This is a genomic window from Prescottella agglutinans (assembly GCF_004011865.1).
Lineage (GTDB): Bacteria > Actinomycetota > Actinomycetes > Mycobacteriales > Mycobacteriaceae > Prescottella > Prescottella agglutinans.
Genome location: NZ_RKLP01000004.1, coordinates 207545 through 232248, shown reverse-complemented (window position 1 = coordinate 232248; position 24704 = coordinate 207545). Strand labels below are relative to the sequence as shown.

25 protein-coding genes are annotated in these 24704 nt (G+C 69.5%); 20 read left to right on the top strand and 5 right to left on the bottom strand.

Features of this window, described 5'->3' with window-relative positions:
* Positions 1 to 49 precede the first annotated feature (49 nt).
* The 7 genes from EGT67_RS10025 (at position 50) to EGT67_RS09995 (ending at position 9059) form a co-directional block, all read left to right on the top strand.
* Positions 50 to 1246, top strand: a complete 1197-nt coding sequence (locus tag EGT67_RS10025) for a thiolase family protein (RefSeq protein ID WP_127915917.1) — start codon at positions 50 to 52, stop codon at positions 1244 to 1246.
* 43 nt (positions 1247 to 1289) lie between these two features.
* The gene (locus EGT67_RS10020) at positions 1290 to 2207 is read left to right on the top strand and encodes a winged helix-turn-helix transcriptional regulator (protein ID WP_127915916.1); all 918 of its coding nucleotides are present in this window, start codon (positions 1290 to 1292) and stop codon (positions 2205 to 2207) included.
* Between the two features lie 216 nt (positions 2208 to 2423).
* Positions 2424 to 4082: an aldehyde dehydrogenase family protein gene (locus EGT67_RS10015; RefSeq protein WP_164877522.1), complete on the top strand. Its 1659-nt coding sequence runs from the start codon at positions 2424 to 2426 to the stop codon at positions 4080 to 4082.
* A complete protein-coding gene (locus tag EGT67_RS10010; protein ID WP_127915914.1) occupies positions 4079 to 5284 on the top strand; it encodes a thiolase family protein in 1206 nt (401 codons plus the stop codon). The genes EGT67_RS10015 and EGT67_RS10010 overlap by 4 nt, the downstream gene beginning before the upstream one ends.
* 37 nt (positions 5285 to 5321) lie before the next feature.
* Positions 5322 to 7061: a class I adenylate-forming enzyme family protein gene (locus EGT67_RS10005; RefSeq protein WP_127915913.1), complete on the top strand. Its 1740-nt coding sequence runs from the start codon at positions 5322 to 5324 to the stop codon at positions 7059 to 7061.
* A 3-nt stretch (positions 7062 to 7064) separates the two neighbouring features.
* Positions 7065 to 7526 carry a PaaI family thioesterase gene (locus tag EGT67_RS10000; protein WP_127915912.1) on the top strand — a complete coding sequence of 154 codons (462 nt, stop codon included), beginning with the start codon at positions 7065 to 7067 and terminating at the stop codon, positions 7524 to 7526.
* Positions 7527 to 7574: 48 nt separating this feature from the next.
* Positions 7575 to 9059 carry a carotenoid oxygenase family protein gene (locus EGT67_RS09995; RefSeq protein WP_127915911.1) on the top strand — a complete coding sequence of 495 codons (1485 nt, stop codon included), beginning with the start codon at positions 7575 to 7577 and terminating at the stop codon, positions 9057 to 9059.
* Positions 9060 to 9142: 83 nt separating this feature from the next.
* Here EGT67_RS09995 and EGT67_RS09990 read toward each other — a convergent pair whose 3' ends face one another.
* From EGT67_RS09990 to EGT67_RS09980, 3 genes are all read right to left on the bottom strand, one after another.
* Entirely contained in the window at positions 9143 to 9631 is a 489-nt protein-coding gene (locus EGT67_RS09990) for a nuclear transport factor 2 family protein (RefSeq protein ID WP_127915910.1), read from the bottom strand.
* 113 nt (positions 9632 to 9744) lie between these two features.
* The gene (locus tag EGT67_RS09985) at positions 9745 to 10191 is read right to left on the bottom strand and encodes a ferritin-like domain-containing protein (protein WP_127915909.1); all 447 of its coding nucleotides are present in this window, start codon (positions 10189 to 10191) and stop codon (positions 9745 to 9747) included.
* On the bottom strand, positions 10188 to 10685 hold the full coding sequence (locus EGT67_RS09980) for a hypothetical protein (RefSeq protein ID WP_127915908.1): 498 nt from the start codon (positions 10683 to 10685) through the stop codon (positions 10188 to 10190). Before EGT67_RS09980 ends, EGT67_RS09985 begins: the two co-directional genes overlap by 4 nt.
* Before the next feature lie 233 nt (positions 10686 to 10918).
* On the opposite strand from EGT67_RS09980, the gene rimP reads away from it, so the two are divergent.
* From rimP to truB, 11 genes are all read left to right on the top strand, one after another.
* Positions 10919 to 11488: a ribosome maturation factor RimP gene (gene rimP / locus EGT67_RS09975; protein ID WP_127915907.1), complete on the top strand. Its 570-nt coding sequence runs from the start codon at positions 10919 to 10921 to the stop codon at positions 11486 to 11488.
* Positions 11485 to 12516 (top strand): transcription termination factor NusA, encoded by a 1032-nt coding sequence (gene nusA / locus EGT67_RS09970; protein ID WP_127915906.1) that lies wholly within the window; start codon positions 11485 to 11487, stop codon positions 12514 to 12516. Before rimP ends, nusA begins: the two co-directional genes overlap by 4 nt.
* A gap of 44 nt (positions 12517 to 12560) precedes the next feature.
* Positions 12561 to 12929 carry a YlxR family protein gene (locus tag EGT67_RS09965; RefSeq protein ID WP_127915905.1) on the top strand — a complete coding sequence of 123 codons (369 nt, stop codon included), beginning with the start codon at positions 12561 to 12563 and terminating at the stop codon, positions 12927 to 12929.
* Between the two features lie 181 nt (positions 12930 to 13110).
* A complete protein-coding gene (gene infB / locus EGT67_RS09960) occupies positions 13111 to 16002 on the top strand; it encodes a translation initiation factor IF-2 (RefSeq protein ID WP_127915904.1) in 2892 nt (963 codons plus the stop codon).
* A gap of 94 nt (positions 16003 to 16096) precedes the next feature.
* Positions 16097 to 16387 (top strand): DUF503 domain-containing protein, encoded by a 291-nt coding sequence (locus EGT67_RS09955; RefSeq protein ID WP_127915903.1) that lies wholly within the window; start codon positions 16097 to 16099, stop codon positions 16385 to 16387.
* Positions 16388 to 16450: 63 nt separating this feature from the next.
* The gene (gene rbfA, locus EGT67_RS09950) at positions 16451 to 16912 is read left to right on the top strand and encodes a 30S ribosome-binding factor RbfA (protein ID WP_127915902.1); all 462 of its coding nucleotides are present in this window, start codon (positions 16451 to 16453) and stop codon (positions 16910 to 16912) included.
* 13 nt (positions 16913 to 16925) lie between these two features.
* The gene (locus EGT67_RS09945) at positions 16926 to 17927 is read left to right on the top strand and encodes a DHH family phosphoesterase (RefSeq protein ID WP_127915901.1); all 1002 of its coding nucleotides are present in this window, start codon (positions 16926 to 16928) and stop codon (positions 17925 to 17927) included.
* Between the two features lie 64 nt (positions 17928 to 17991).
* Positions 17992 to 19299 carry an MATE family efflux transporter gene (locus tag EGT67_RS09940; RefSeq protein ID WP_277750148.1) on the top strand — a complete coding sequence of 436 codons (1308 nt, stop codon included), beginning with the start codon at positions 17992 to 17994 and terminating at the stop codon, positions 19297 to 19299.
* 4 nt (positions 19300 to 19303) lie between these two features.
* Positions 19304 to 20227 carry a metallophosphoesterase family protein gene (locus EGT67_RS09935; RefSeq protein WP_127915899.1) on the top strand — a complete coding sequence of 308 codons (924 nt, stop codon included), beginning with the start codon at positions 19304 to 19306 and terminating at the stop codon, positions 20225 to 20227.
* A 13-nt stretch (positions 20228 to 20240) separates the two neighbouring features.
* Complete coding sequence (npt, locus tag EGT67_RS09930; RefSeq protein ID WP_127915898.1) at positions 20241 to 20912, top strand: 4'-phosphopantetheinyl transferase Npt; 672 nt, start codon at positions 20241 to 20243, stop codon at positions 20910 to 20912.
* 25 nt (positions 20913 to 20937) lie between these two features.
* Positions 20938 to 21864, top strand: coding sequence for a tRNA pseudouridine(55) synthase TruB (gene truB / locus EGT67_RS09925; RefSeq protein ID WP_127915897.1), 927 nt, complete (start codon positions 20938 to 20940; stop codon positions 21862 to 21864).
* A 7-nt stretch (positions 21865 to 21871) separates the two neighbouring features.
* Here truB and EGT67_RS09920 read toward each other — a convergent pair whose 3' ends face one another.
* Together EGT67_RS09920 and EGT67_RS09915 are read right to left on the bottom strand one after the other, a co-directional pair.
* Positions 21872 to 22282, bottom strand: a complete 411-nt coding sequence (locus tag EGT67_RS09920; RefSeq protein ID WP_127915896.1) for a hypothetical protein — start codon at positions 22280 to 22282, stop codon at positions 21872 to 21874.
* A 56-nt stretch (positions 22283 to 22338) separates the two neighbouring features.
* Positions 22339 to 23016, bottom strand: a complete 678-nt coding sequence (locus EGT67_RS09915) for a metal-dependent transcriptional regulator (RefSeq protein WP_127916065.1) — start codon at positions 23014 to 23016, stop codon at positions 22339 to 22341.
* Positions 23017 to 23149: 133 nt separating this feature from the next.
* On the opposite strand from EGT67_RS09915, the gene EGT67_RS09910 reads away from it, so the two are divergent.
* Both EGT67_RS09910 and rpsO read left to right on the top strand, forming a co-directional pair.
* Complete coding sequence (locus EGT67_RS09910; protein WP_127915895.1) at positions 23150 to 24130, top strand: bifunctional riboflavin kinase/FAD synthetase; 981 nt, start codon at positions 23150 to 23152, stop codon at positions 24128 to 24130.
* 148 nt (positions 24131 to 24278) lie between these two features.
* The gene (gene rpsO / locus EGT67_RS09905) at positions 24279 to 24548 is read left to right on the top strand and encodes a 30S ribosomal protein S15 (protein ID WP_127915894.1); all 270 of its coding nucleotides are present in this window, start codon (positions 24279 to 24281) and stop codon (positions 24546 to 24548) included.
* Positions 24549 to 24704 lie beyond the last annotated feature (156 nt).

The window sequence follows — 24704 nt, the reverse complement described above, 5'->3', positions numbered from 1 at the left end:
CCGGCCCGGTTTACGCAACAGCTCGGCGCCGGCAGGAGAGGAGAGCGTCATGACCCGACTCGCGACTTCGGCGGCGGATGCGCGGACACCGTGGGTGATCGACGCAGTGCGGACCCCGTTCGGTTCCGCCCGGGGTGCGCTGTCGCACATCCGGGCGGACGACCTCGCGGCGCTACCGATCGCGGATCTGGTCGGTCGGCACCCCGAGCTCGATCCCGCGCGCATCGACGACGTCGTCTGGGGAAACGCCAACGGTGCGGGTGAGGACAATCGCAACATCGCCCGGATGGCCCTGCTGCTCGCCGGGTTGCCCCACACGATCCCCGGTGTCTCGGTGAACCGCCTGTGTGGATCCGGTGCCGAAGCGGTGCTGTCCGCGACCCGCCGGGTCGCGGTCGGCGATGCGGACATCGTGGTGGCCGGGGGTTCGGAGAGCATGAGCCGGGCGCCCTACGTCCTGCCCCCGGTCGACACCGCCTTTCCGCGTGCGCTCGACCTGGTGCCGACCACCGTCGGGTGGCGCATGACCAACCCGCGCTTCCCGGCGCCGTGGGTCGAATCCCTGGGCCGCTCGGCCGAACTGGTGGCCGAACGCCAGGGCGTCGGTCGAGCCGAGCAGGACGAGTGGGCACTGCGGTCTCACGAACTCGCGGCCCGGGCGTGGGCCGACGGCGTGCACGACGGCTTCGTGACCGCCCGGTCCGGCCTGGAACGCGACGAACCGATCCGGGCAGCCGATCGTGCGGCGCTCGCCGCGCTGAGGCCGGCGTTCTCGCCCGAGGGGAGCGTCACGGCGGGGAACTCCTCGCCGGTCAGCGACGGCGCGGTTGCTGCACTGGTCGCGAGCGGTGCCGCCGCCGCCGAACTCGGTGTCGAGCCGCTCGGGCGGGTCCTGTCCTCGGCGGTCGTGGGGATCGAGCCGGAACTGTTCGCGCTGGCTCCGGTCGCCGCGATCGGGAAGGCGCTGGACCGGGCGGGGCGGAAGGTCGAGGACGTCCGCGTGCTCGAACTGAACGAGGCGTTCGCGGCGGTGGTCCTGTCTTGCCTGCGTGAGCTTCCCGGCATCCCGGCCGAGCGGGTCAACCCGTTCGGCGGCGCGATCGCGATGGGGCATCCACTCGGCGCCTCGGCCGCCCGCGTGGTCATCGACTGCCTGCGGCACTTGCGCCGTCTGGGCGGGGGAATCGGCGTCGCCTCGGCGTGCATCGGGGTGGGGCAGGGCATCGCTATTGTGTTGGAGGCCTGACGCTGTAGGTGCGCCGGGCGGCATTTCGGGAAGGTGGGTGGCCGTGGTCGACGGTGCTGGGGCCGCGGTGGCGCCGAGTCCGGTGGCGCAGACCATCGACCTGCTCGGCGACCGCCTGACCGTTGCCGTCCTGCGCGACGCGTTCGTCGACCACGTGCGGCGATTCAGCCAGTGGATCGACCGGACCGGGGCGCCACCCGCCGTGCTGTCGTCGCGCCTGAACGCGCTGGTCGATGCGGGACTGATGGAGCGGCGCCCGCAGTCGGGCGGCCACGAGCGACACGACTACATGCTCACCGACCTCGGCCTGGCGACGTGGGAGTTCCTCGTCAGTGTGTGGTCCTGGCAGCGGGAGTGGTCCGCGGAAGGTCTGCTCCAGCCGGAAATGGTGCACGTGGACTGCGGCCACCGCGGCCCGCCCGAACTCGTGTGCCGCCATTGCGGGCAGACGGTCAAGTCGCGGGACGCGCGACTCGAGATGGACCCCGACTCGCTGGTCCTGGTCGCGCGGGGGAGTCGACGGCGGTCGACCCGGAACTCGCCGGCCCTGAGTCGGGCAGATCTCCAGTTCACCGAGGTGATGGAGGCGATCGGGGACCGTTGGAGCGCGCTGGTCACCGGACTCGCGTTGTCGGGCGTCCGGCGATTCGGCGAGTTCCAGTCGATCTTGAAGATCTCGCCCACGACCCTGACCGAACGGCTGGCCCGACTCTCCGACGTGCAGATACTCACCCGCGGTGAAGGTGGCCGTGAGTACGTGCTGACGCCCCGAGGGCGGGCGCTGTTCCCGATCTTCGCCTTCCTGCTCGCCTGGACGCTGACCGCGCACCCGGGCGTATCGGCCGAGCAGTTGGGGCCCAAGCTGCGCCACGACGGCTGCGGCAACTGGCTGCGGCCGGCCCTCCGGTGCCGCGGCTGCGACGTGGACCTCCAGCGCACGTCCGTCGTCTTCGAATCCTGACCCGAACGCCCCGTCCGGCCGCCTCGCCCGAGGCGGCCGGCGGTTCGTGATCGCGGGGCATCCGCACTCTCCCGGCAGTTGACCGTTGACAACCGTTGCGGCGCTTGGTTCACTTCATTAATAGTAGTGACCGCGTGCGTGGACCGGATGATCCGACCTCCGAAGCAGACCCGCCGCCGTTGCTCGGTCGCACCCCGTCGACAGGAACGAGCCTTCATGTTCTTCGAAGCACATCTCCAGCTGCTCCAGGCAGCAGCGGACGCCAACCGGACACGCTCCGCGTGGACCGGTTACACCTCCGTCACCCCGCCCGACTCCCGGCAGGCCGAAGCGTTCGTCGGCGCCTATGACGGTGCAACGCTGAATCTTTCGGCACCGACGCAGTCCTGCGTCACGGCCGACGAGGTTTCGCCCTACACCGGCAAGGCGCTGAACGTCACGTACAGCGCTCCGTCCGCCGAGGAAGCGCTCGAAGGCGCCGCGCAGGCCGCGGCAGCCCTCCGCGACGCCGGAGTCGAGCAGCGGGTGGGTGTGTGCCTCGAAGCTCTGCACCGAATTCACCACCGGGGCCAGGAATTCGCGGCGATCACGTCCCACACCACGGGGCAGAGCCTCAACATGGCCTGCAGCGGCAGCGGGACCAACGCGCTCGACCGCGGGCTGGAAGCCGTCGCGATGGCGTGGGCGGCCATGAACCGTGTGCCCGGCCAGGTGACGTGGCGGCAGACGTTCGGCAAGTCGGACGTCACGCTGCGCAAGCGCTTCCGCCCCCGCCCCCTCGGCACGGCACTCGTCGTCGCCTGCGCGTCGTTCCCGGCGTGGAACGCTTACCCGGCGATCCTCGCCAACCTGGCCACCGGCAATCCGGTTCTGGTCAAGCCGCACCCGCGGTCGGTGCTCGCGACGGCGGTGGCCGTGAGCATCATCCGTGACGTCCTGGCCGAGGCCGGCCTGCCGTCCGACGCGGTCCAGCTCGTCGTCGACACCGTCGACGAACCCATCGCCGCCCGGCTGGCCACGGACCCCGCGACACGCATCGTCGACTTCACCGGCAGCCAGGCGTTCGGGACATGGCTCGAGCGCAACGTCGAGAACGCCCTGGTGTTCACCGAGACGGCCGGTGTCAACACCGTCATCCTCGACTCGGTCCGGGACCTGTCCGCGACGATGCGCACCCTGGCCGGCGGACTCTCGCTGTTCAGCGGGCAGATGTGCACGACGCCGCAGAACATCTACATTCCGGACGCCGGCGTCCTCACGGACGACGGCCCCGTCTCCCGCGACGACGTCGTGGCGGCCCTCTGCGCGGCGATCGACGACCTCGCCGGCGCGCCACGGCGAGCCGCCGCCGTCTGCGGTGCCCTCCAGTCGGAGGCGACCCGGCAGGCGCTCGAGGCACTCGCGGACCGAGCCGACGCGGACGGCACCCTCGTGCGTCGTCCCGCGGCCTACGCCCACCCCGAGTACCCGCAGGCGCGTGCGGTTACCCCGCTGCTCGTCCGCGTCGATCCGCGGCGCGGGGACCAACTCCCCGCCGGCGAGCAGTTCGGCCCCGTGGCGTTCGTCATCGACTGCGCCGACCGGGACTCCGCCGTCGAGCACGCCACCGACAGCGTCCGCCGCCACGGCGCGATCAGTTCGTACCTGTACTGCACCGACGACGCCGCGGTCGACGCCATCGCCGACGCCTACGCGGATGCGGGCGCGTCGCTGTCGGCGAACCTGGTCTCGTCGATGCCGATGCAGTACGCGGCCGCCTACAGCGACTACCACGTCACGGGACTGAACCCGGCCGGCAACGCCACGCTCACCGACGAATCCTTCGTCGCGGGCCGGTTCCGCATGGTCCAGGATCGCCGCCAGGTGGAGGGATGACGACCGTGTCGCAGTTCTCCTCCGGTGTCTTCGTCTACGACGCCGTCCGCACCCCCAAGGCCCGCGTCCGGCGCAACGGCGGCACCCTCGCCGACGTTCCCGCCCACGACCTTCTGGCCCAGTTGTTCTCGGCCGTGCAGGAACGCGGCCTGTCCCCGGACGTGGTGGACGACATCCTGATCGGGACGAGCACCGCCGTCGGAGAACAGGGCGGCAATGTCGCGCGCGCCGCGGCACTCTGGGCCGGCTGGCCGGACGAAGTGGGTGCCGGCGTGGTGTCGAGGCTGTGCTGTTCGGGACTCGACGCCATCGAGACGGCGTCCGCCAAGATCGCCTCGGGTGTCGCCGACGTCGTCGTGACCGGCGGCGTCGAATCGATGTCACGCGTGCCGATGATGTCCGACCGGCCCGCCTTCGCGGCCGACGACGCCCTCGGCGAACGAACCGGATACGTGACGATCGGCGTATCAGCGGATCTCACTGCCGCGCAGTACGGATTCACCCGAGCCGAGCTCGACGGGTACGCCGTCACCTCGCACCGTCGTGCCCTCGCAGCACCCACGAGCGACTCGATCGTGCCGGTGCGCTCCGGAACGGGGACGATCCTCACCGCGGACGAAGGACCCCGCGACGGCATCAGTGTCGCCGGACTAGCCGATCTGGCCCCGTTGTTCGGGCAGGACCCGCTCTGGGAGCGGGTGGCGCGGCGCCTGCCCGGCGCGCCGCGTCCCGCGGTCGGGCTGCACACCGCGGCGACCGCGCCTCAGCTTTCGGACGGTGCGGCGGTCGCCGTGCTCGGTACCCGGGCCGCGGCGGCGCGGATCGGTCACGAACCCGTGGCGGAAGTGGTCGGAGTCGCGCAGGCCGCGGTGCGCTCACCGCTGCTGACCGCCTCGGCGGTGGCGTCGCGACGTGCCCTGGACAGGGCCGGGATCGCCGCCGACCGCCTCGACGTCGTCGAGGCGAACGAATCCTTCGCTGCCTCGGCGCTCCTGATGCTCCGAGAGCTGGACCTCGACCCCGAGAAGGTCAATCCGAACGGCGGATCGATCGCGACCGGTCATCCGCTCGGAGCAGGCGGCGGAGTCCTGTTGGTCAACGCACTCGATCAGCTTCGGCGCATCGACGGCGAATACGCGCTGATCACCATTCCGGCGGCGCTGGGACTCGGCGCAGCCGTCGTCGTCCGGCGACTCGGATGAGCGCCCGCACCCTCGATCATCCAAGGAAGTGGAACGAATGAACGTCATTGCGGATCACCCGTCCTCCCGCCGGTTACGTGCATGTCATCCGGACGCTCGTGTCGACGATCACCTCGCTCGTGGTTGGTGGCGCCCCGAAACCCTCCTCGACCTTCTCGACGGCCACGTCCAGGCCCGGGCCGGCGCGCCCGCGATCACCGACGCCGGGAATCTTCCGGAGCTCGCCGGGATTGCGCCGGAGTCCCTGACCTGGGGGGAATTCGACGCGAAGGTCGACGACATCGCCGCGAAACTCCATGCGAGCCAGGTGCGCCCGGGAGATGTGGTCGCGGTTCTGCTGCCGAACTCGGTTGCGCTCACCGCCACCTACTTCGCGCTGTGGCGACTCGGGGCGATCGCGGCACCGATGCCGGCGTCGTACCGGCGACACGAGCTGAGTCGCATCGTGGCGGCGTCCGATGCGGTCGGCGTCGTCACCGTGACGCGTCTGCACGACCGGGCGCCCCATCAGGAGGCTCTCTCCCTGGTCGGCGAGCTGCCCTCCCTGCGGCACGTCTTCACCTTCGGGTCGTCCGCCGATGACGCGGGTGTGCCGCTGGACCGTGCGCCGGCCGCCGCGGATGCGGTGGCCGCCGTGCGCCGTTCCTGCGGGCAGCTCACACGAACGGTCAACGACTGCATCACGATCTGTTGGACGAGCGGCACGGAGGCGGCGCCGAAGGGGGTTCCCCGGTGCCACGCCGACTGGCTGGCCATCGGTCAGGCAGTGCAGGACGGTCTGCAGACGGAGCCGGATTCGGTCATCGTCGGGCCCTTCCCGATGGTCAACATGGCCGGATTCGCGACGTCGCTGCTGCCGTGGCTGCTCGGTGGCGGGCACCTCGTCCAGCACCACCCGCTCGATCTCGCGGTGTACCTCGACCAGATCCAACGTCACCGCGCCACCCACACGAGCATGCCGCCGGCGATTCTCAGCATGCTGCTTCAGAATTCGAGCCTGCGCAGCACGTTCGACCTGTCGTCGCTGCGCACGGTCGGTTCGGGCGGTGCGCCGCTTCCCCCGGGTGTGGTCCGCGACTGGCAGAACGATCTCGGCATCGAGGTCCTCAACTTCTTCGGCTCCAACGAGGGCGTCTGCTTGCTCGGCGCCCCGTCCGACACGCCGGATCCGATGGTCCGCGCCGAGTACCTTCCCAACTACGGCGCGACCAGCAGGACATGGGTCACGGCGGTCGCGGAGCGGACTTCGGTGCGCCTCGTCGACGTGGCGACCGGCGAGATTGTCACGGAGGTCGGCGGCCGCGGTGAGCTGCGGCTGAAAGGACCGACCGTCTTCGCCGGCTACCTGGAGGGCACGGCGTCGAGCAGCCCCTTCGACGACGACGGATACCTGTGCAGCGGAGACGTGTTCGAGTTGTGCGGCGAGGCCGGCGAGTACCTGAAGTTCGTCGACCGCAGTAAGGAGATCATCATCCGGGGCGGGATGAACATCGCGCCGGCCGAGATCGAGGGACTGCTCCTCGACCACCCTGCGGTGTCGGACGTCGCGATCGTCGGCTACGACGATGTGGTTCTCGGTGAGAAGTGTTGCGCTGTAGTCGTTCCCGCGCCGGACGCGGAGGTCTCGCTCGACGAACTCGTCGGCTTCCTGCGCGCGAAGGACCTTGCATCCTTCAAACTGCCGGAGAAGCTCGTGACGGTCGACGAACTGCCCCGCAACCCGGTCGGCAAGCTGCAACGACGAGAGTTGCGCGTCGAGATCGCGCAGAACGGCTGAGCCATGGGCGAGAACGCATCCCCGGTGGCCGCACCGCGAGCGACACCGACCGGCGTGGACCGGCCCCTCGCGGAAGAGTTGACCGACATGCTCGAGGGGCGTCTGCCGGGCACGATCGGCATGCGGGTCCTCGAGGCCTGCGCCGAGCGGGTCGTCGGTGAACTGCCCGTTCTGGAGAAGGTGCTCGCCCCCAACGGATATCTGCACGCGGCCAGCGTCGTCGCGTTGGCGGACACCGTCTGCGGGATCGGGACCAGGCTCGCGCTGCCGGCCGGCGCAACCGGTTTCACCACGGTGGAACTGAAGACGAACTACCTGGGCACGGCGCGCTCGGGGGTCGTCACCGCGACGGCGGTCCGCGCCCACGGCGGACGGCGCACCCAGATCTGGGACGCGACTGTGTGCGACGACGAGGGGCGGACGATCGCCCTGTTCCGTTGCACCCAGTTGGTGTTCCACCCCTGAACTGCCCGTGAACCGGGCCACACGTCATTTCGACGAAAGGAACACTCGATGACGAACACGAAGTCATCGGCGAGCGAGGCTCCGATTGCCGTCGCCCGCCCAGCGGACGGCGGCGAGGAGAACCCCTATCTCCTCGGCGTGTTCGCGCCCGTGCAGGACGAGTTGACGCTCGACGACCTGCCCGTGATCGGCGAGATCCCGAAGGACCTCAACGGCGTCTACCTGCGGAACGGCCCGAACCGCCAGTTCGCGGCCCCCGGCCGGTACCACATGTTCGACGGGGACGGCATGATCCACGCTGCCCACTTCGAGAACGGCAAGGTCCGCTACCGCAACCGATACGTGCGCACCCGTGCCTTCGCGGAGGAATCCGAGGCCGGCCGCGCGCTGTGGACCGGTCTGATGGAGAACCCCCGGAACAACCCGTGGGGCAACGGGCACGGTCTTGGGATCAAGGACGCCGCCAACACCGACGTCATCTTCCATCGTGGTCAGGTCCTCGCCACCTGGTACCTGTGCGGAACCCCGTACGGGATCGACCCCCTGTCGCTGGAAACGCTTGGCGCCCAGGACTTCCTCGGGACCTTCGCCGGCGACATGATGGCCCACCCGAAGGTCGACGAGTCGACCGGTGAGCTCATCTGGTTCGACTACGGCCCCGACCAGAACTACCTGCGCTACGGCATCATCGGGCCGAACGGGCAGCAGACGCATCTGACCCAGGTCGACCTGCCGGCGCCGAGGCTGCCGCACGACATCGCGATCACGGAGAACTACTCGATCCTCATGGACCTGCCCTTGGTCCAGGACCAGGATGCGCGCCGGGCCGGCAAGTACCGCATCTTCTACGACCAGGAACTGCCCTCCCGCTTCGCCGTCATCCCGCGGCACGGCACCGGTGCACAGGTGCGGTGGTTCGAAGCGAAGCCGTGCTACATCTATCACGTCGTCAACTCCTGGGAACAGGGCGACGAGATCATCATGGACGTCTGCCGCGTCAAGAACCCCCAGCACCAGACGACCTTCGATCATCCGCTGGCGAGCATGCTCGCCTACATGCGTCTCGATGCCCAGCTCTACCGGTACCGGTTCGATCTCCGGACCGGTGCGACGACCGAAACCGCGCTCGACGACGCGAACATCGAGTTCCCGAGCGTGGACTCGCGGATCATGGGGCAGTCGCACCGCTACTCGTACAACATGAGCCTCGGGAACGAACCGACGCTGCTCTTCGACGGCTTGGTGCGCTTCGACTCTCTGACCGGAACGAAGGAGGAGCACAAGTTCGGACCCGGACGATGGGGTGCCGAAGCGCCGTTCGCGCCGCGCGACGGATCGACCGGTGAGACCGACGGCTACCTGGTCTGCTTCGTGAACGACGAGGCGGAGGACCGCGGCGAGATCGACATCTTCGACGCCGCGGACGTCGCCGCGGGACCGCTCGCGCGAGTCCTGCTGCCGCAGCGGGTGCCGTCCGGCTTCCACGCGTGCTGGATCCGCAGCGACCAGCTGGCGCAGGGGCAGGCCGACTGACGCACGGAAAAGCGATCGGCCCGGGCGCCGTGGGGAATCTGTGATTCGCCCACGGTGCCCGGGCCTGCGGTCGTGTTCCCGAATCAGCCTTCGGTGACGACGGTGCCCTCGGCGAGCGGTCGGGTCATCGACCACAGCGTGATCGACTGACACTTCGACATCTTCCACTCGCCGTTCTCGACGACGTACTCGTCGACGTACTCGATGGAACGCACGGTCTCGGTGTTGTCGATGAGGTTGACCTGGCGGAAGGCGAGCGTCCACTGGCCGTCCGCCACCTCGTCGCCGCGCAGCGTGATCGACGGGTGGAACGCGTGGTGCATGTCGAGGATGACGTGCTTGCCGTCGACCTTCTGCAGGGCGATGTTGCGGAACACCTCGGCGATGGGGTCGGCGTCGTCGAACTTTCCGAGCGGGCCGTAGTCGATCTCGGCGCCGCGATCGATGAAGCAAGCGCGGAAGGTGTCCGCGTCCTTGGCGTCGCACGCGCGCAGGTAGCGGTGCTTGAGCGCCTTGATCGCCTCGATCCGCTCGAGGTCGGCGATGCGCTGTTCGACGGTGCGTTCGGTCATGGGGTGTCCTCTCGGTCTCCGAGTACTCGGAATTTCTCGAATGTTGTCGAAGAACTTAGGTCCCCCAACACATTCCGCGAGAGGCTTTCCCATTCAATGGATGAGGTGGGTGCTCAGGGCTGTCCCGGGAACGCAACCGTGGGTGGGGTGACGCCGAGGATCGCGCGCCAGTTCGCTGCGCGCACAGCAGCTTCCGTGAGAGCCGTGACACCCACCTCGCGGGTGTGCTCGGACTGGCTGCGCTCGATCACCGACCGCCACGCGACCGCCGTGTCCGATTCCACCTGGGCCGCCAACTGGGCCGCGGACGTCGGATCGGTCACCGGGAAGGGGACCGAGTAGCCGGCCTCGGGTTGGGGGGCCTCGACGTCGGCGGCGGCGAGTGCGTCGATCGTCGCGTCGCGTCGGGCGCGGTGCGCCGCTGTGTTCAGGGCGACCAGATCGGAGCGGGTCGGGTTGGAGAACGCCGCCACCAGGCCGTACGCGAAGATCGCGGCGTACTCGGCACGGAGTGCGTCGATCAGCGCCTGCTGTTCGGGACCGGGACTCTGATTGCTCATGCCAGCAACACCACCTGCTGCGCGGCGCACGCCGCGCTGATCGAACCGAGCAGACCTGCGCGGTATCCGGATTGGGTGCGCGCCAGTCGGGCCGCGTCCTTCTGGGAGTCGGCGAGGTCGGCGTGCAGTTGTTCGAGGGTCGGCGGCACGGTCGCCGGCGGCGTCTGCGGTGTGGTGCTCGACGGCGTGACAGTGGCGGCACGCGCGATCTCCGCGTCGAGCGCGTCGGCGTGCGCGGTGCGCTCGGCCGCCACCACACCGAGTGCGCCGGCGCGGTCCGGCAGCGCGGCGATCGCCGCGGTCGCGTTCGCCGCGTCGCGACGCGCGCGCTCGGCCTGCGTGGTCAGTGCGTCGATCTCGGCGGTGGAGTCGGCCTGTCCGGGATCCGAGCAGCCGGTCGTCAGCGCAAGCGCCGAGACGCCGAGCGCAGCGCTGCCCGCGAGCCGCAGCGCAGCGCGGCGGGACAGCGGTTGAGTGAGGAAGGGCGTTCGCACCTGATCATGGTGCCAGGAGTGCGCCGAATCCTCGGCACCGAGCCGTTCGCGACGGGCCGTGGGCGCGTCCGGATGCGACCGCCTGGTCACGGTCGGTCGAAATCCGCGATACCCTGAAGACTCCACAGTCCACCTCGTGGTGCGTCGAGTCCTGCGTCGATCAAATCGACACAACGGGGCCGCGGGCGACCACACGTCAGTCTTGACCACAACTGAAGCGAGGAGCGTCCCAGATGCCGGTGCCGTCGAGGGAGAGGGTGATCGAGCTTCTCGCCGAACCCATCGAGCGCGAGGGCTACGACCTCGAGGACGTGACTGTCACGCTCGCAGGTCGCCACAGTTCCGTCCGCGTCATGGTCGACAGCGATGCCGGCCTCGAACTCGACGAAGTGGCCCGGCTGAGTCATGTGATCTCCGACGTCTTCGACGCGGTCTCCGATTTCGGCGAATCCCCGTACACCCTCGAGGTGACGTCACCGGGGATCGACCGACCGCTGACCGAGGATCGCCACTGGCGTCGCGCGCAGGGTCGCAAGGTGCTCATCGAGCTCGAGGCCGAGTCGGTCACCGGCCGGGTCGGCCGCCTGGCCGACGGCGCTATCGACGTGGTCGTCAAGACCAAGGGTGGTCCGGCGGTGCGCCGGGTGGATCTGAAGGATGTCAGGAAAGCTGTTGTGCAGGTCGAGTTCTCGCGCCCCGACGCGCGGGAGCTCGAGCTCGCGGGAGGAATCCCGGAGGGCCGTGTGGCGCCTGCTGACGCGGACGCGTCGAACGAAGAAGAAGTAGAGGGGTCGGACAAGTGAATATCGACATCGCAGCGCTGCGCGCGATCGAAGCGGACAAGGGTATCTCCGCGGGCACGATCATTGCGGCGATCGAGACCGCTCTCCTGACGGCCTACCGCCACACCGAGGGGCATCAGCCCCACGCCCGGATCGACGTCGACACCAAGACCGGTGTCGTCCGGGTCATGGCGCACGAGGTCGACGTCGACGGCAACCGCGTCGGCGAGGAATGGGACGACACCCCCGAGGGATTCGGCCGAATCGCGGCGACGACGGCCCGGCAGGTCATCCTGCAGCGTCTGCGCGATGCGGAGCACGAGCGCAGCTTCGGCGAGTTCGCCACCCACGAGGGCGAGATCGTCGGCGGCGTCATCCAGCGAGACACCCGCGCCAACGCGCGCGGCATGGTCGTCGTGCGCATCGGCAGCGAGGCGAACGGCGCCGAAGGGCTGATCCCGCCGGCCGAGCAGGTGCCGGGGGAGACCTACGAGCACGGCGACCGGATCAAGTGCTACGTCGTGGGTGTGTCCCGCGGCCAGCGCGGCCCGCAGATCACGCTGTCGCGCACCCACCCGAACCTGGTGCGCAAGCTGTTCGCACTCGAGGTCCCCGAGATCGCGGACGGCTCCGTCGAGATCGTCGCGGTGGCCCGTGAAGCCGGACACCGCTCCAAGATCGCGGTCCACTCCCGGGTCTCGGGGCTGAACGCGAAGGGCGCCTGCATCGGCCCGATGGGTCAGCGCGTGCGCAACGTCATGAGCGAGCTGGCCGGCGAGAAGATCGACATCATCGACTACGACGACGATCCCGCGAAGTTCGTCGGGAACGCACTGTCGCCGTCCAAAGTGGTGTCGGTCACTGTCGTCGACCCCGACGCCCGTGCAGCGCGCGTCGTCGTCCCCGACTTCCAGCTGTCGCTGGCGATCGGCAAGGAGGGCCAAAACGCGCGTCTGGCTGCGCGGTTGACGGGATGGCGAATCGACATCCGCAGTGACGCCGCGCCGGGCCCCGAGTCACAGGTCGGTCGCGAAACGACAGGTGCTTAGGAACGGAATGCGGAGTTCACGGCGATACAGCGGTAGAGTGGTCGATGGTTCAGCGTGAACTGTCTGTCTCGACGCGTGCCCGAGCCGGTGATCCGGTCCGGACCTGCGTCGGATGCAGACAGAAAGGGCTGGCCGCCGACCTGCTCAGGGTCGTGGCGCAAGAGGTCGAATCCGGCGGATTCGTGCTCGCGCCCGATCCGAAGCGAAGGCTCCCTGGGCGGGGTGCGTGGTTGCACCCCGATCCGAAGTGTCTGAGCGAGGCGGGCCGGCGCCGAGCATTCGGCAGAGCACTGCGGGTGTCCGGAAGTCTGGATTCCTCGGAACTCGATCGGCTGATAGCGGTGGTCGGGATGTCCGAGACATCAAGGGCGGGTCACTCGGCCCTGTGCGAACAGGACAGTGATCACGCGTGACGCAGTACCACTCGGGACCTCTCGAGTCGCACCAACACTCGGGAACGACGAGCAGTACCTCAGAGAACAGGCACAAGCACTCATGAGCACACCGTGAAGCACCAGCGATGAACGTCCATCGGAGATAACCGGGGTCGTGCGGGCATCAGTCGCTCGCTCGACCTCTCAGTAGAGGAGAGCAGTGGCAGGCAAAGCCCGCGTACACGAGTTGGCGAAAGAACTCGGTGTCACAAGCAAGGAACTACTCGCACGGCTCAAGGAGCAGGGCGAGTTCGTGAAGTCGGCGTCCTCGACGGTCGAGGCGCCCGTCGCGCGTCGCCTGCGGGAGTCGTTCCCGTCGGCGAAGACCAAGTCCGAAGGCGGTAAGCCGGAAGGTGCGGAGAGCGCTCCGCGCCCGGCGGCGAAGCCCGGCGTGCCCGGTGCATCCGCCCCGAAGCCCGGCGCCCCGCGTCCCGGCCCCAAGCCCGCTCCGGCTGCTCCCGCAGCCCCGGCGGCAGCCACCCCGGCTCCCGCGGCACCGGCTGCGCCCAGCGCACCGGCTGCTCAGGCCCCCGGCCCCCGTCCGGGTCCGGCGCCCACGCCGGGTCCGAAGCCTGCTCCGCAGGCGCCTGCTGCTCCGGCCGCTCCCGCGGCCCCGGCGGCAGCAGCAGCCCCGGCTGCTCCGGGCCCCAAGCCCGGTGGTCCCCGCCCCGGCCCCAAGCCGCCGCGTGTCGGTAACAACCCGTACTCGTCGGCTCCGGCCGACCGTCCGGCGCCGCGTCCGGCTCCGGGTGCACCCCGTCCGGGTGCTCCGCGTCCGGGCCCGCAGGGTGGCGCGCCCCGTCCGGGTGCTCCCGGCGCTCCGCGTCCGGCTGCAGGCCCCGGTGGTCCGCGTCCGGCTCCCGGCCAGGGTGGTCCCCGCCCCAGCCCCGGATCGATGCCTCCGCGCCCGAACCCGGGTGCGATGCCGCAGCGTGCAGCCCGTCCGGCTCCCGGTGCGGGTCGCCCGGGTCGCCCCGGTGGCGGCGGCGGTCGTCCCGGTGGTGGCGGCGGCGGTTACCGCGGTGGCGGCGCTCCGGGTGCCGGTGCTCCCGGTGCCGGTGCAGGTGCCGGCGCTCCCGGTGGATTCCGTGGTCGCCCCGGTGGCGGCGGCGGACGTCCGGGTGGTCGCGGCGGTGCCGCGGGTGCGTTCGGTCGCCCCGGTGGCGCTCCGCGTCGTGGTCGCAAGTCGAAGCGGCAGAAGCGTCAGGAATACGATTCGATGCAGGCGCCCGCCGTCGGTGGCGTGCGGTTGCCCCGCGGCAACGGTGAGACCATCCGTCTCGCTCGTGGCGCGTCCCTCTCGGACTTCGCGGAGAAGATCGATGCGAACCCGTCGGCGCTGGTCCAGGCGTTGTTCAACCTCGGCGAGATGGTCACGGCCACTCAGTCGGTGAACGACGAGACCCTGGAGCTGCTCGGCAGCGAGATGAACTACAACGTCCAGGTCGTCAGCCCCGAGGACGAGGACCGCGAGCTGCTCGAGTCGTTCGACCTCACCTACGGCGAGGACGCCGGCGACGAGGAGGACCTCGAGTCGCGTCCGCCGGTGGTCACCGTCATGGGTCACGTCGACCACGGCAAGACCCGCCTGCTCGACACGATCCGCAAGGCCAACGTCCGCGAGGGCGAGGCCGGCGGCATCACGCAGCACATCGGTGCCTACCAGGTGCTGACCGAGCTGGACGGCAACGAGCGTCTGGTCACCTTCATCGACACCCCGGGTCACGAGGCGTTCACCGCCATGCGTGCCCGCGGTGCCAAGGCGACCGACATCGCGATCCTCGTGGTCGCGGCGGACGACGGCGTCATGCCGCAGACGGTCGAGGCCATCAACCACGCACAGGCGGCCGACGTGCCGATCGTGGTCGCGGTCAACAAGATCGACAAGGAAGGCGCGGATCCGGCGAAGATTCGTGGCCAGCTCACCGAGTACGGCCTCGTCGCCGAGGAGTACGGCGGCGAGACCATGTTCGTCGACATCTCCGCCAAGCAGGGCACCAACATCGATGCCCTTCTGGAAGCGGTGCTGCTGACCGCCGACGCGTCTCTGGACCTGCGGGCCAACCCCGACATGGAGGCCCAGGGTGTCGCGATCGAGGCTCACCTCGACCGTGGTCGTGGACCGGTGGCGACCGTGCTCATCCAGCGCGGCACGCTGCGGGTCGGCGACTCGATCGTCGCGGGCGACGCCTACGGTCGCGTCCGTCGCATGGTCGACGAGCACGGCGACGACGTCGAGGAGGCTCTGCCTTCGCGGCCCGTCCAGGTCGTCGGCTTCACGTCGGTCCCCGGTGCAGGCGACAACCTGCTCGTGGTCGACGAGGACCGGATCGCCCGGCAGATCGCCGATCGCCGCAACGCACGCAAGCGCAACGCGCTCGCTGCACGCAGCCGCAAGCGCATCAGCCTGGAAGATCTGGATGCCGCGCTCAAGGAGCACAACGAGCTCAACCTCATCCTCAAGGGCGACAACTCCGGCACCGTCGAGGCGCTGGAAGAGGCCCTCATGGGGATCGAGATCGACGACGAGGTGCAGCTGCGAGTGATCGACCGCGGTGTCGGTGGCATCACCGAGACCAACGTCAACCTGGCGTCCGCGTCCAACGCGATCATCATCGGCTTCAACGTCCGTGCCGAGGGCAAGGCGACGGAGCTGGCGAACCGCGAGGGCGTCGACATCCGGTACTACTCGGTGATCTACCAGGCGCTGGACGAGGTGGAGAAGGCCCTCAAGGGCATGCTCAAGCCGGTCTACGAAGAGGTGGAGCTCGGCAAGGCGGAGATCCGTGCCATGTTCCGCTCCTCGAAGGTCGGAAACATCGCCGGCTGCCTCGTCACCTCGGGCATCGTGCGTCGCAACGCGAAGGCACGCCTGCTGCGCGACAACAAGGTGGTTGCCGAGACCGTCACCATCTCCTCGCTCAAGCGGGAGAAGGACGACGTCACGGAGGTCCGCGAGGGCTACGAGTGCGGTCTGACCGTCACGTACTCCGACATCAAGGTCGGTGACGTGATCGAGGCGTACGAGCTTCGCGAGAAGCCGCGCGACTAGTCGCACCCAGCGTCCCTTCCCGGCGGCTTCGGCCGCCGGGGAGGGACGCTCCGGCTGTGCCGGAAATCGACACGCTTCACCGGAGGGAGGACTGGTGTATCTCGGCGCGCTCGAGATGGACATCCTGTTCGGCGACGTGCGGTCACTGAAGGAGAAGCGGTCGCTGGTGCGGCCGATCGTGACCGAGCTGCGCCGTTACGGTGTGTCCGCTGCCGAGACCGGCGAACACGACCGCTACCGGCGGACCCTGCTCGGGGTCGCGGTGGCGAGTTCGGGGGTCGATCATGTCCACGAGGTGCTCGATCAGTGCGAGCGACACGTCGCTGGGCGACCGGAACTGCAGCTACTTGCAGTTCGACGAAGAATTTTCGGCCCCAATGACTAGCACCGTCTAGTCGGGCTGACGGCGGAGACAGCTGGAGAAATCCGGGAGAGGAGACTGGTTGCCATGGCAGATCCTGCACGCGCACGCAGGCTCGCGAAGCGAATCAGCACGATCGTCGCGACGGCGATCGACCACGAGATCAAGGACCCGCGTCTGGCCTACGTGACCATCACCGACGCCAAGGTCACGGCCGACCTGCACGACGCCACCGTGTACTACACGGTGATGGGCTCGGACCTCGAATCCGCACCCGACCTGGCCGGCGCCGCGGCAGGCCTGGAGAAGGCCAAGGGCGTCCTGCGTTCGAAGGTGGGGGCGGGAACCGGGGTGCGCTTCACCCCGACGCTGACCTTCGTCGCCGACACGGTGCCCGACACCGCGCGGCACATGGAGGAGTTGCTCGCCCGCGCCCGTGCCGCGGACGACGCGGTGGCCCGGGCTCGGGAGAACGCGACGCCGGCGGGCGACGCGGACCCCTACAAGGAGCCGCGCCCGGCGGACGATTCCTCGTCCGACGAAGACTGACCCGAGGCGCCCCATGACTCACTGTCCGGACACCGCGCCTCCGGCGCTCGCGACGCACGACCTGCAGTTGCAGGACGCGGTCGAGGCGCTGGAGGCGGCGACATCGGTCACGATCCTGTGCCACGTCCAGCCCGACGCCGACACTGTCGGAAGCGGTCTGGCGCTCGGAATTGCCTTGGAGCGCAAGGGTGTTCCGGTGCAGGTCGCGTTCGCGTCCCCGAGCGAGCTGCCGGTGTCGATGGACGGACTGCCGGGTAGGGACCTGCTGGCCCCGGTCGACGACGTCGTCGACGAGGTGGACCTGCTCGTCACCGTCGACTGCGGCAGCGTCGGGCGACTCGGCTCGCTCGCGTCGCGTCTCGACGGGGCGCGGCGGTCGCTGGTGATCGACCACCACCGGTCGAACACCCGGTACGGAATGCTCAACCTGATCGACGACTCGGCCGAGTCGACCACGGCCGTGCTCACCAAGCTGTTCGATCTGTGGGGCGTGACGATCGACGCGGACCTGGCGCACTGCCTGTACGCGGGACTGGTCACCGACACCGGTTCGTTCCGCTGGGGTCAGGCGGGCACCCACACGCTCGCCGAGCGACTGCTGGGCACCGGGATCGACGGGGGCGCGATCACCCGGCGTCTGCTCGACACCCATCCGTTCGGCTGGCTGCCGATGCTGGGGTCGGTGCTCAGTTCCGCCGTCCTGGTCCCGGACGCGGTGGACGGTCACGGTCTGGTCCACGCGGTGATCCGGTGCTCGGACTCGGCCGGGCTCGGCTCCGAGGAGATCGAGAGCGTCATCGACATCGTCCGCACCACCGCCGAGGCGGAGGTGGCCGCGGTGTTCAAGGAGTCGGCGCCGAACTCGTGGTCGGTGTCGTTGCGGTCGAAGGACTCGGTGGACGTCTCCGAGGTCGCCGAGCGCCTCGGCGGCGGCGGTCACCGCTTCGCTGCGGGTTACACGGCACACGGCTCGAGTGACGCCGTCGTCGCCGCGCTGCGCGAGGTCCTCGGCTGACTTGACGGGCACCGCCGCCGACCACGAGTCCCGCGCAGCCGAGACCGACGCGGGACCGCGCCGGATCCTCGGGCTGGCGCTGCCGGCGCTGGGCGTCCTCGCCGCCGAACCCCTCTACCTGCTGCTCGACATCGCCGTCGTCGGCCATCTCGGTGCGCTCGCGCTCGCCGGGCTCGCGGTCGGCGGACTGATCCTCGCCCAGGTGAGCACGCAGCTCACGTTCCTGTCCTACGGCACCACCGCGCGTGCGTCGCGGTTGTACGGCGCGGGTCGGGAACGCGACGCGGTCGGGGAGGGTGTGCAGGCGACGTGGCTGGCGCTCGGCATCGGCACCGCCCTGGTCGCGATCGTTCAGCTGTTCGCGGGACCGATCACGCGCCTGATCGCAGGATCCGGTGACATCGCCGTCGAGGCCGAGCGGTGGCTGCGGATCGCGGTGTTCGGCGCGCCGCTGATCCTGGTGGCGATGGCCGGCAACGGCTGGATGCGGGGCGTGCAGAACACCCTCCGCCCGCTGCAATTCGTCCTCGCCGGTCAGGTGCTGTCGGCGGTGCTGTGCGTGCTGCTGGTGCACGGTGTCGGCGGTGCGCCCCGCTGGGAACTCGCGGGATCGGCCGTCGCGAACGTCGCGGGCCAGGCGCTGTCGGCGGTGCTGTTCGTCGCGGTCCTCCTGCGGTCGGGAGTCCCACGGCGCCCGCGACCCGCGGTCATGCGCGCGCAACTCGTGCTCGGGCGGGACCTGATCCTGCGCAGCCTCGCGTTCCAGGCCTGTTTCCTGTCCGCCGCCGCGGTGGCCTCGCGCTTCGGTGCGGCGGCGGTCGCCGCGCACCAGGTGGTGCTTCAGCTCTGGAACTTCGTCGCGCTGACCCTCGATTCGCTCGCGATCGCCGCACAGACGCTCGTCGGTGCCGCCCTGGGTCGGGGCGAGATCCGCGGGGCCGACCGGCTGGCGTGGCGACTGACACGGTGGTCGGCGGTGTTCGCGGCGGTACTGGCGCTCGCGTTCGCGGCGGGTAGCGCGGTGGTGCCGACGCTGTTCACCGACGACGCCGGGGTCCTCGACCAGGCGTCGGTCGCGTGGTGGTTCTTCGTCGGGATCATCCCGGTCGCCGGGGTGGTGTTCGCACTCGACGGGGTGCTGCTCGGGGCCGGCGACGCGGCGTTCCTGCGGACCGCGACACTGGCGTGCGCGCTGATCGGCTTCCTCCCACTGATCTGGTCGTCACTCGTGTGGGACTGGGGACTGGCCGGAATCTGGACGGGGCTTACCGTGTTCATGGTTCTGCGGATGTTTGCCGTGCTGTGGCGCACGGCGTCGGGCCGGTGGGCGATCGCCGGCGCCGATCTCCAGACGCGGGAGACGAAAGGGTAGGGGTGTGGCAGGCAAGTTGATGGCGGTGAGCGACACACACGTCGGGCACCGGGGGAATAGGCCGATCACCGAGGAGATCTTCCCGGACTCGCCCGACGACTGGCTGATCGTCGCGGGCGACGTGTCGGAGAAGGCCGACGACATCCGCTGGGCGCTGACGCTGCTGAAGAGTCGCTTCGCGAAGGTGATCTGGGTGCCGGGCAACCACGAGCTGTGGACCACCGCGAAGGACCCGGTGCAGATGCACGGCAAGGCGCGCTACGACTACCTGGTCGACATGTGCCGCGAGATCGGTGTGATCACCCCCGAGGACCCGTACCCGGTGTGGGAGGGCGAGGGCGGTCCCGCGACGATCGTCCCGATGTTCCTGCTGTACGACTACACGTTCCTGCCGTCCGGGGCGACCGACAAGGCCGACGGGTTGCGGATCGCGCGCGACAAGAACGTCGTCGCCACCGACGAGTTCCTGCTCTCGTCCGAGCCGTACGCCACTCGGGACGCCTGGTGCCGTGCGCGCCTCGAGGAGACCCGGAAGCGACTCGACGCGCTCGACCCGTCGATCCCGACGGTCCTGGTCAACCACTTCCCGCTGGTGCGTCAGCCCACCGAGGTCCTCTACTACCCGGAGTTCGCGCTGTGGTGCGGCACCGTGGAGACCGCGGACTGGCACACCCGCTACAACGCCGTGTGCTGCGTCTACGGGCATCTGCACATCCCGCGCACCACCTACTACGACGGTGTGCGGTTCGAGGAGGTCTCGATCGGCTACCCGCGGGAGTGGCAGCGCCGCGGGCTTCCCGACAACCTGCTCCGCCAGATCCTGCCGGTGCCCCGGTACGCGCCCGGCACGCTCAACAAGTTCGGCGGCCACTTCCGGATCACCGCCGAGCAGGAAGCCGAATACGAACGCATGCGCGCGCAGCGCTGACAGGGGAGTCGGATTGATCGAGAGCATTCTGCCCACCGGCGTGGCTTCGGCCGAGTTGTTCGAGGACCCGCCGGGGCTGCAGCCGCATCCGCAGGAGGAGTCGCTGATCGCCCGCGCGGTCGAGAAGCGCCGCCGCGAGTTCATCGGTGCCCGGCACTGTGCCCGGATGGCGATGGCCGACCTCGGGGTGGAGCCGGGGCCGATCCTGCGGGGCGACAAGGGATCTCCCATCTGGCCCCGTGGGGTCGTGGGCAGTCTCACGCACTGCGACGGCTACCGCGCCGCGGTGCTCGGCTACTCGATGCAGGTGCGCTCGGTCGGCATCGACGCCGAACCGAACGGCCCGCTGCCCAACGGGGTCCTCGACGCCGTCAGTCTGCCCGCGGAGCGGGAGTGGCTCGCCACCGTCGGTCCGTCACCGGTGCACTGGGACCGTCTGCTGTTCTGCGCCAAGGAGACGACGTACAAGGCGTGGTTCCCGCTCACCGGTCGCTGGCTCGGGTTCGAGGACGCGCACATCACGTTCGCCGACGGCATCGAGACCGCTGACGGTATGACCGGTGCCTTCCACTCGCGGCTGCTGGTGCCCGGGGACACCACCGACGGCGGTGCGCCGCTGGCGAGTTTCGACGGCCGCTGGATCGTGTCGGACGGCCTGATCGTCACAGCGATTTCGGTGAGCTGAGCGGCGGCTGGCAGAATCGGACCACGTGCCCAAGTCTGAGAAACCGTCCTCCGGCCTCGTCGGCGCCGGTCTGCTGATCGTCGACAAGGATGCTGGGATGACCAGCCACGACGTCGTCTCCCGGTGCCGGAAGTTGCTGAACACCCGCAAGGTGGGGCATGCCGGCACGCTCGACCCGATGGCGACCGGTGTGTTGATCCTCGGTGTGGAGCGGGCGACCAAGCTGCTCGGTCTGCTGGCGCTGACCACGAAGTCGTACAGCGCCACGATCCGGTTGGGGCAGGCCACGACGACGGACGACGCCGAGGGGGAGACGCTCGGGGTGGCGGACGCGTCCGGGATCACCGACGAGCAGATCGCGACCGAGATCGCCCGGCTCACCGGTGACATCCAGCAGGTCCCGGCCACGGTGAGCGCGATCAAGGTCGAGGGAAAGCGGGCGCATGCGATGGTCCGGGACGGTGAGGAAGTGAAGCTGGCCGCCCGGCCGGTCACCGTCTCCCGGTTCGACGTCCTGGCCCGGCGGGACGTGCCCGCGGACTCCGGCGGTTTCGTCGATCTCGACGTCGAAGTGGACTGTTCCTCGGGCACCTACATCCGCGCGCTCGCCCGTGACCTGGGTGCGGTGCTCGGCGTGGGCGGTCACCTGACCGCGCTGCGCCGCACCGCCGTCGGGCCGTTCACGCTCGAGCACGCGCGCACCCTCGACCAGCTGGCCGACGATCCCGCCGTCAGCCTCGACATCGATCAGGCCGCGCAGACCGCGTTCCCGCACCGGCAGATCAGCGCCGCGGAGGCCGAGTCGATCAGCCAGGGGCGGTGGCTCGAGCCGATCGGCCGCAAGGAGATCTACGCCGCGATCGACCCGGACGGCCACACCATCGCGCTCATCCAGGAACGGGGCAAGCGGGCGAGTTCGGTGATGGTCGTCCGCCCCGCCACGCTGCGGTAGGCGGGCGTCAGCTACCCGGGACGAAGCCCGGATAGACGAAGTGGCCGGGGCCGCCACCGGGCAGTCCGGCGCCCAGCGACCCGGGGTAGTCCTGCGCCAGCTTGGTGAGCTTGTGCGGGTTGCCCTCGCGGTCGGCCTGCCAGCACTCGAGCAGGACCCCGTGGAAGCCGGTGCACACGATGCGGGTGCTGATCCCGAACGGTGACGTCAACCGATTCTCGCTGACGAATGGGTTCCAGTAGTCCAGGTCGGTGGGGGTGAGGAATCCGTTGTAGTCGAAGGGCGCCAGCGGGCTGGGGTACGGCGGGGGTGTGGGCCACTCGTCCGCTGACGCGATGCCCGCACCGGTCAGCGCGACGGTCGCTGCCGCGCACAGCGACGCGGCGGCGCGGGCGGTTCGGCGGACGGCTGTGCTCATCGCGGACCTCGTCTCGATCGGCTACCCGCCTCGGACGCGGGACGCGTGAGCCGAGCCTAGACCAGCCAGATGGCTTGTGCTGCAGGGTTGCCGAGGTCGACGGTTCCGGTGTCCGGGTCGGCGCCGAGTCGGATCGACACGGTGCCCGCGAAGTCGCGGCGCTCGACGACGGTGATCTCGGTGTCCAGCGCGATGCCGACCGAGTCGAAGTAGCGCAGCATCGCCGGGTCGGCGTCCGAGATGCGGGCGACACGGCCGGCATCGCCGTCCTGGAAGTCGCTGAGCTGCCGGGCCGGCGGCGTCGGCACCGAACCGTCCGCCGCGGGGATCGGGTCGCCGTGCGGGTCGCGTTCGGGGAACCCCAGCTTGGCGTCCATGCGATCGATCATGCGGTCCGAGACGGCGTGCTCGAGCACCTCGGCCTCGTCGTGCACCTCGTCCCACCCGTAGCCGAGTTCGTTCACCAGGAACGTCTCGATCAGTCGGTGGCGGCGCACCATGGACACCGCGGCCGACCGACCGGCGTCGGTGAGGGCGATCGACCCGTACCGGGCGTGGTCGACGAGACCCTGGTCGGACAGCTTGCGGATGGCCTCGGAGACCGTGGACGCCGAGACGCCGATCCGCTCGGAGAGCAGCTTGGTGGAGACGCGTTCGCGGGACCACTCCTGGACCGTCCAGATGACCTTGAGGTAGTCCTGCGCCACCGAGGACAGGGTCTCCGGGCGGGGCACCTCGCTCGGGGGGTTCACGTCTGACTTCTGAGTGGCCACGCTTACGAGCTTAGGCAACCGTCACCCAGGACACACATCAACTCCTGGCGTCCCGAGCGTGACCGGTGTCTGCCGTGGCCGTAGGCTGCCACCTGTGCAGAGATGGCGAGGTCTGGACGATGTGCCGGCGGACTGGGGGCGTTGCGTCCTGACGATCGGCGTTTTCGACGGCGTGCATCGCGGGCACGCGCAGCTGATCTCGAGGGCGGTCGACGCCGCTCGCGAGCGTGGAATCCCAAGTGTTCTCATGACATTCGATCCGCACCCGGCCGAGGTGGTGCGCCCGGGCAGCCACCCCGCTCAGCTGACGACGTTGCCGCGACGCGCCGAACTGGTCGAGGAGTTGGGTGTCGACGTCTTCTGCGTCATGCCGTTCACGACCGAGTTCATGAGGCTCACTCCGGAGCGTTACGTCCACGAGATCCTGGTCGAGCGACTTCACGTCGCGGAGGTCGTGGTCGGCGAGAACTTCACGTTCGGACGCAAAGCGGCGGGCAACGTGGATCTGCTGCGGGAGACGGGCGCTCGGTTCGGCTTCGCGGTCGACGGCGTCAGCCTGCTCGCCGAGCACGCGGTGACCTTCTCCTCGACGTACATCCGTTCGTGTGTCGACGCCGGCGACGTGGCCGCGGCCACGGAGGCGCTCGGGCGACCGCACCGCGTCGAGGGCGTCGTGGTCCACGGCGACGGCCGGGGGCGGGGCCTGGGCTTCCCGACCGCGAACATCGCCCCGCCGATCTACTCCGCGATTCCCGCGGACGGCGTGTACGCGGCCTGGTTCACGGTGCTCGGCCCGGGCCCGGTGGAGGGTTCGGTGGAGCCGGGGCAGCGCTACAAGGCGGCGGTGTCCGTCGGAACCAACCCGACGTTCTCCGGACGGACCCGCACCGTCGAGGCGTACGTGCTCGACCGGGAAGCCGACCTGTACGGCCAGCATGTCGCGGTGGACTTCGTCGAGCGGGTACGTGGCATGGAGAAGTTCGAGTCGGTCGACGCGCTCATCGAGGAGATGGGTCGCGACGCGGAGAAAGCGCGGAAGATCCTCGCCGAGGACGCCGAAGCATCCCGGGGCTGACCGGAGACTGGGCGGTGTGCCGCGCCTGGTAGGATTTCCTGCTGGCGTGTGCTGCGGTTCGCGGCGGCCACGCCCGTCGGAGTGTCCGGTCCTGACCGGGCGCCTCCGATTTCCATTCACGCGGACGTCAGTTACAGGAGTGCACCAAGTGGCATTGACCACCGAGCAGAAGAAGCAGATCCTCGGCGAGTACGGACTGCACGAGACCGACACCGGTTCGCCGGAGGCGCAGGTGGCCATGCTCACCAAGCGCATCGTCGATCTCACCGAGCACCTGAAGCAGCACAAGCACGACCACCACTCGCGTCGTGGCCTGCTTCTGCTGGTCGGACGCCGTCGTCGTCTGCTCAAGTACGTCCAGAAGGTCGACATCGCCCGCTACCGCTCGCTCATCGAGCGTCTGGGCCTGCGCCGATAAGACGCGCTCATGGCGAGTTGCTCGCCGACCTCACCGATAGCCAGCGAGGCAATGCTTAGACTGAGCCTCGTTGGCTATCGGTGTTTGCACCACCAGCACGTGTGTGACTGCCGCCCGCGCCCACAGTCGTGGCGTCGGTCTTCGGTAGTGGCCATC

Excerpts from the sequence above, each read along its gene's own strand:
- EGT67_RS09945 (WP_127915901.1), top strand. The coding sequence starts at position 16,926 with ATGACTCACTGTCCGGACACCGCGCCTCCGGCGCTCGCGACGCACGAC.
- rbfA (WP_127915902.1), top strand. The coding sequence starts at position 16,451 with ATGGCAGATCCTGCACGCGCACGCAGGCTCGCGAAGCGAATCAGCACG.
- EGT67_RS09995 (WP_127915911.1), top strand. The coding sequence starts at position 7,575 with ATGACGAACACGAAGTCATCGGCGAGCGAGGCTCCGATTGCCGTCGCC.
- rimP (WP_127915907.1), top strand. The coding sequence starts at position 10,919 with ATGCCGGTGCCGTCGAGGGAGAGGGTGATCGAGCTTCTCGCCGAACCC.
- EGT67_RS09920 (WP_127915896.1), bottom strand. The coding sequence starts at position 22,282 with ATGAGCACAGCCGTCCGCCGAACCGCCCGCGCCGCCGCGTCGCTGTGC.
- EGT67_RS10005 (WP_127915913.1), top strand. The coding sequence starts at position 5,322 with ATGAACGTCATTGCGGATCACCCGTCCTCCCGCCGGTTACGTGCATGT.
- EGT67_RS10025 (WP_127915917.1), top strand. The coding sequence starts at position 50 with ATGACCCGACTCGCGACTTCGGCGGCGGATGCGCGGACACCGTGGGTG.
- EGT67_RS09965 (WP_127915905.1), top strand. The coding sequence starts at position 12,561 with ATGGTTCAGCGTGAACTGTCTGTCTCGACGCGTGCCCGAGCCGGTGAT.
- EGT67_RS10010 (WP_127915914.1), top strand. The coding sequence starts at position 4,079 with ATGACGACCGTGTCGCAGTTCTCCTCCGGTGTCTTCGTCTACGACGCC.
- EGT67_RS09985 (WP_127915909.1), bottom strand. The coding sequence starts at position 10,191 with ATGAGCAATCAGAGTCCCGGTCCCGAACAGCAGGCGCTGATCGACGCA.
- EGT67_RS10000 (WP_127915912.1), top strand. The coding sequence starts at position 7,065 with ATGGGCGAGAACGCATCCCCGGTGGCCGCACCGCGAGCGACACCGACC.
- EGT67_RS10015 (WP_164877522.1), top strand. The coding sequence starts at position 2,424 with ATGTTCTTCGAAGCACATCTCCAGCTGCTCCAGGCAGCAGCGGACGCC.
- EGT67_RS09990 (WP_127915910.1), bottom strand. The coding sequence starts at position 9,631 with ATGACCGAACGCACCGTCGAACAGCGCATCGCCGACCTCGAGCGGATC.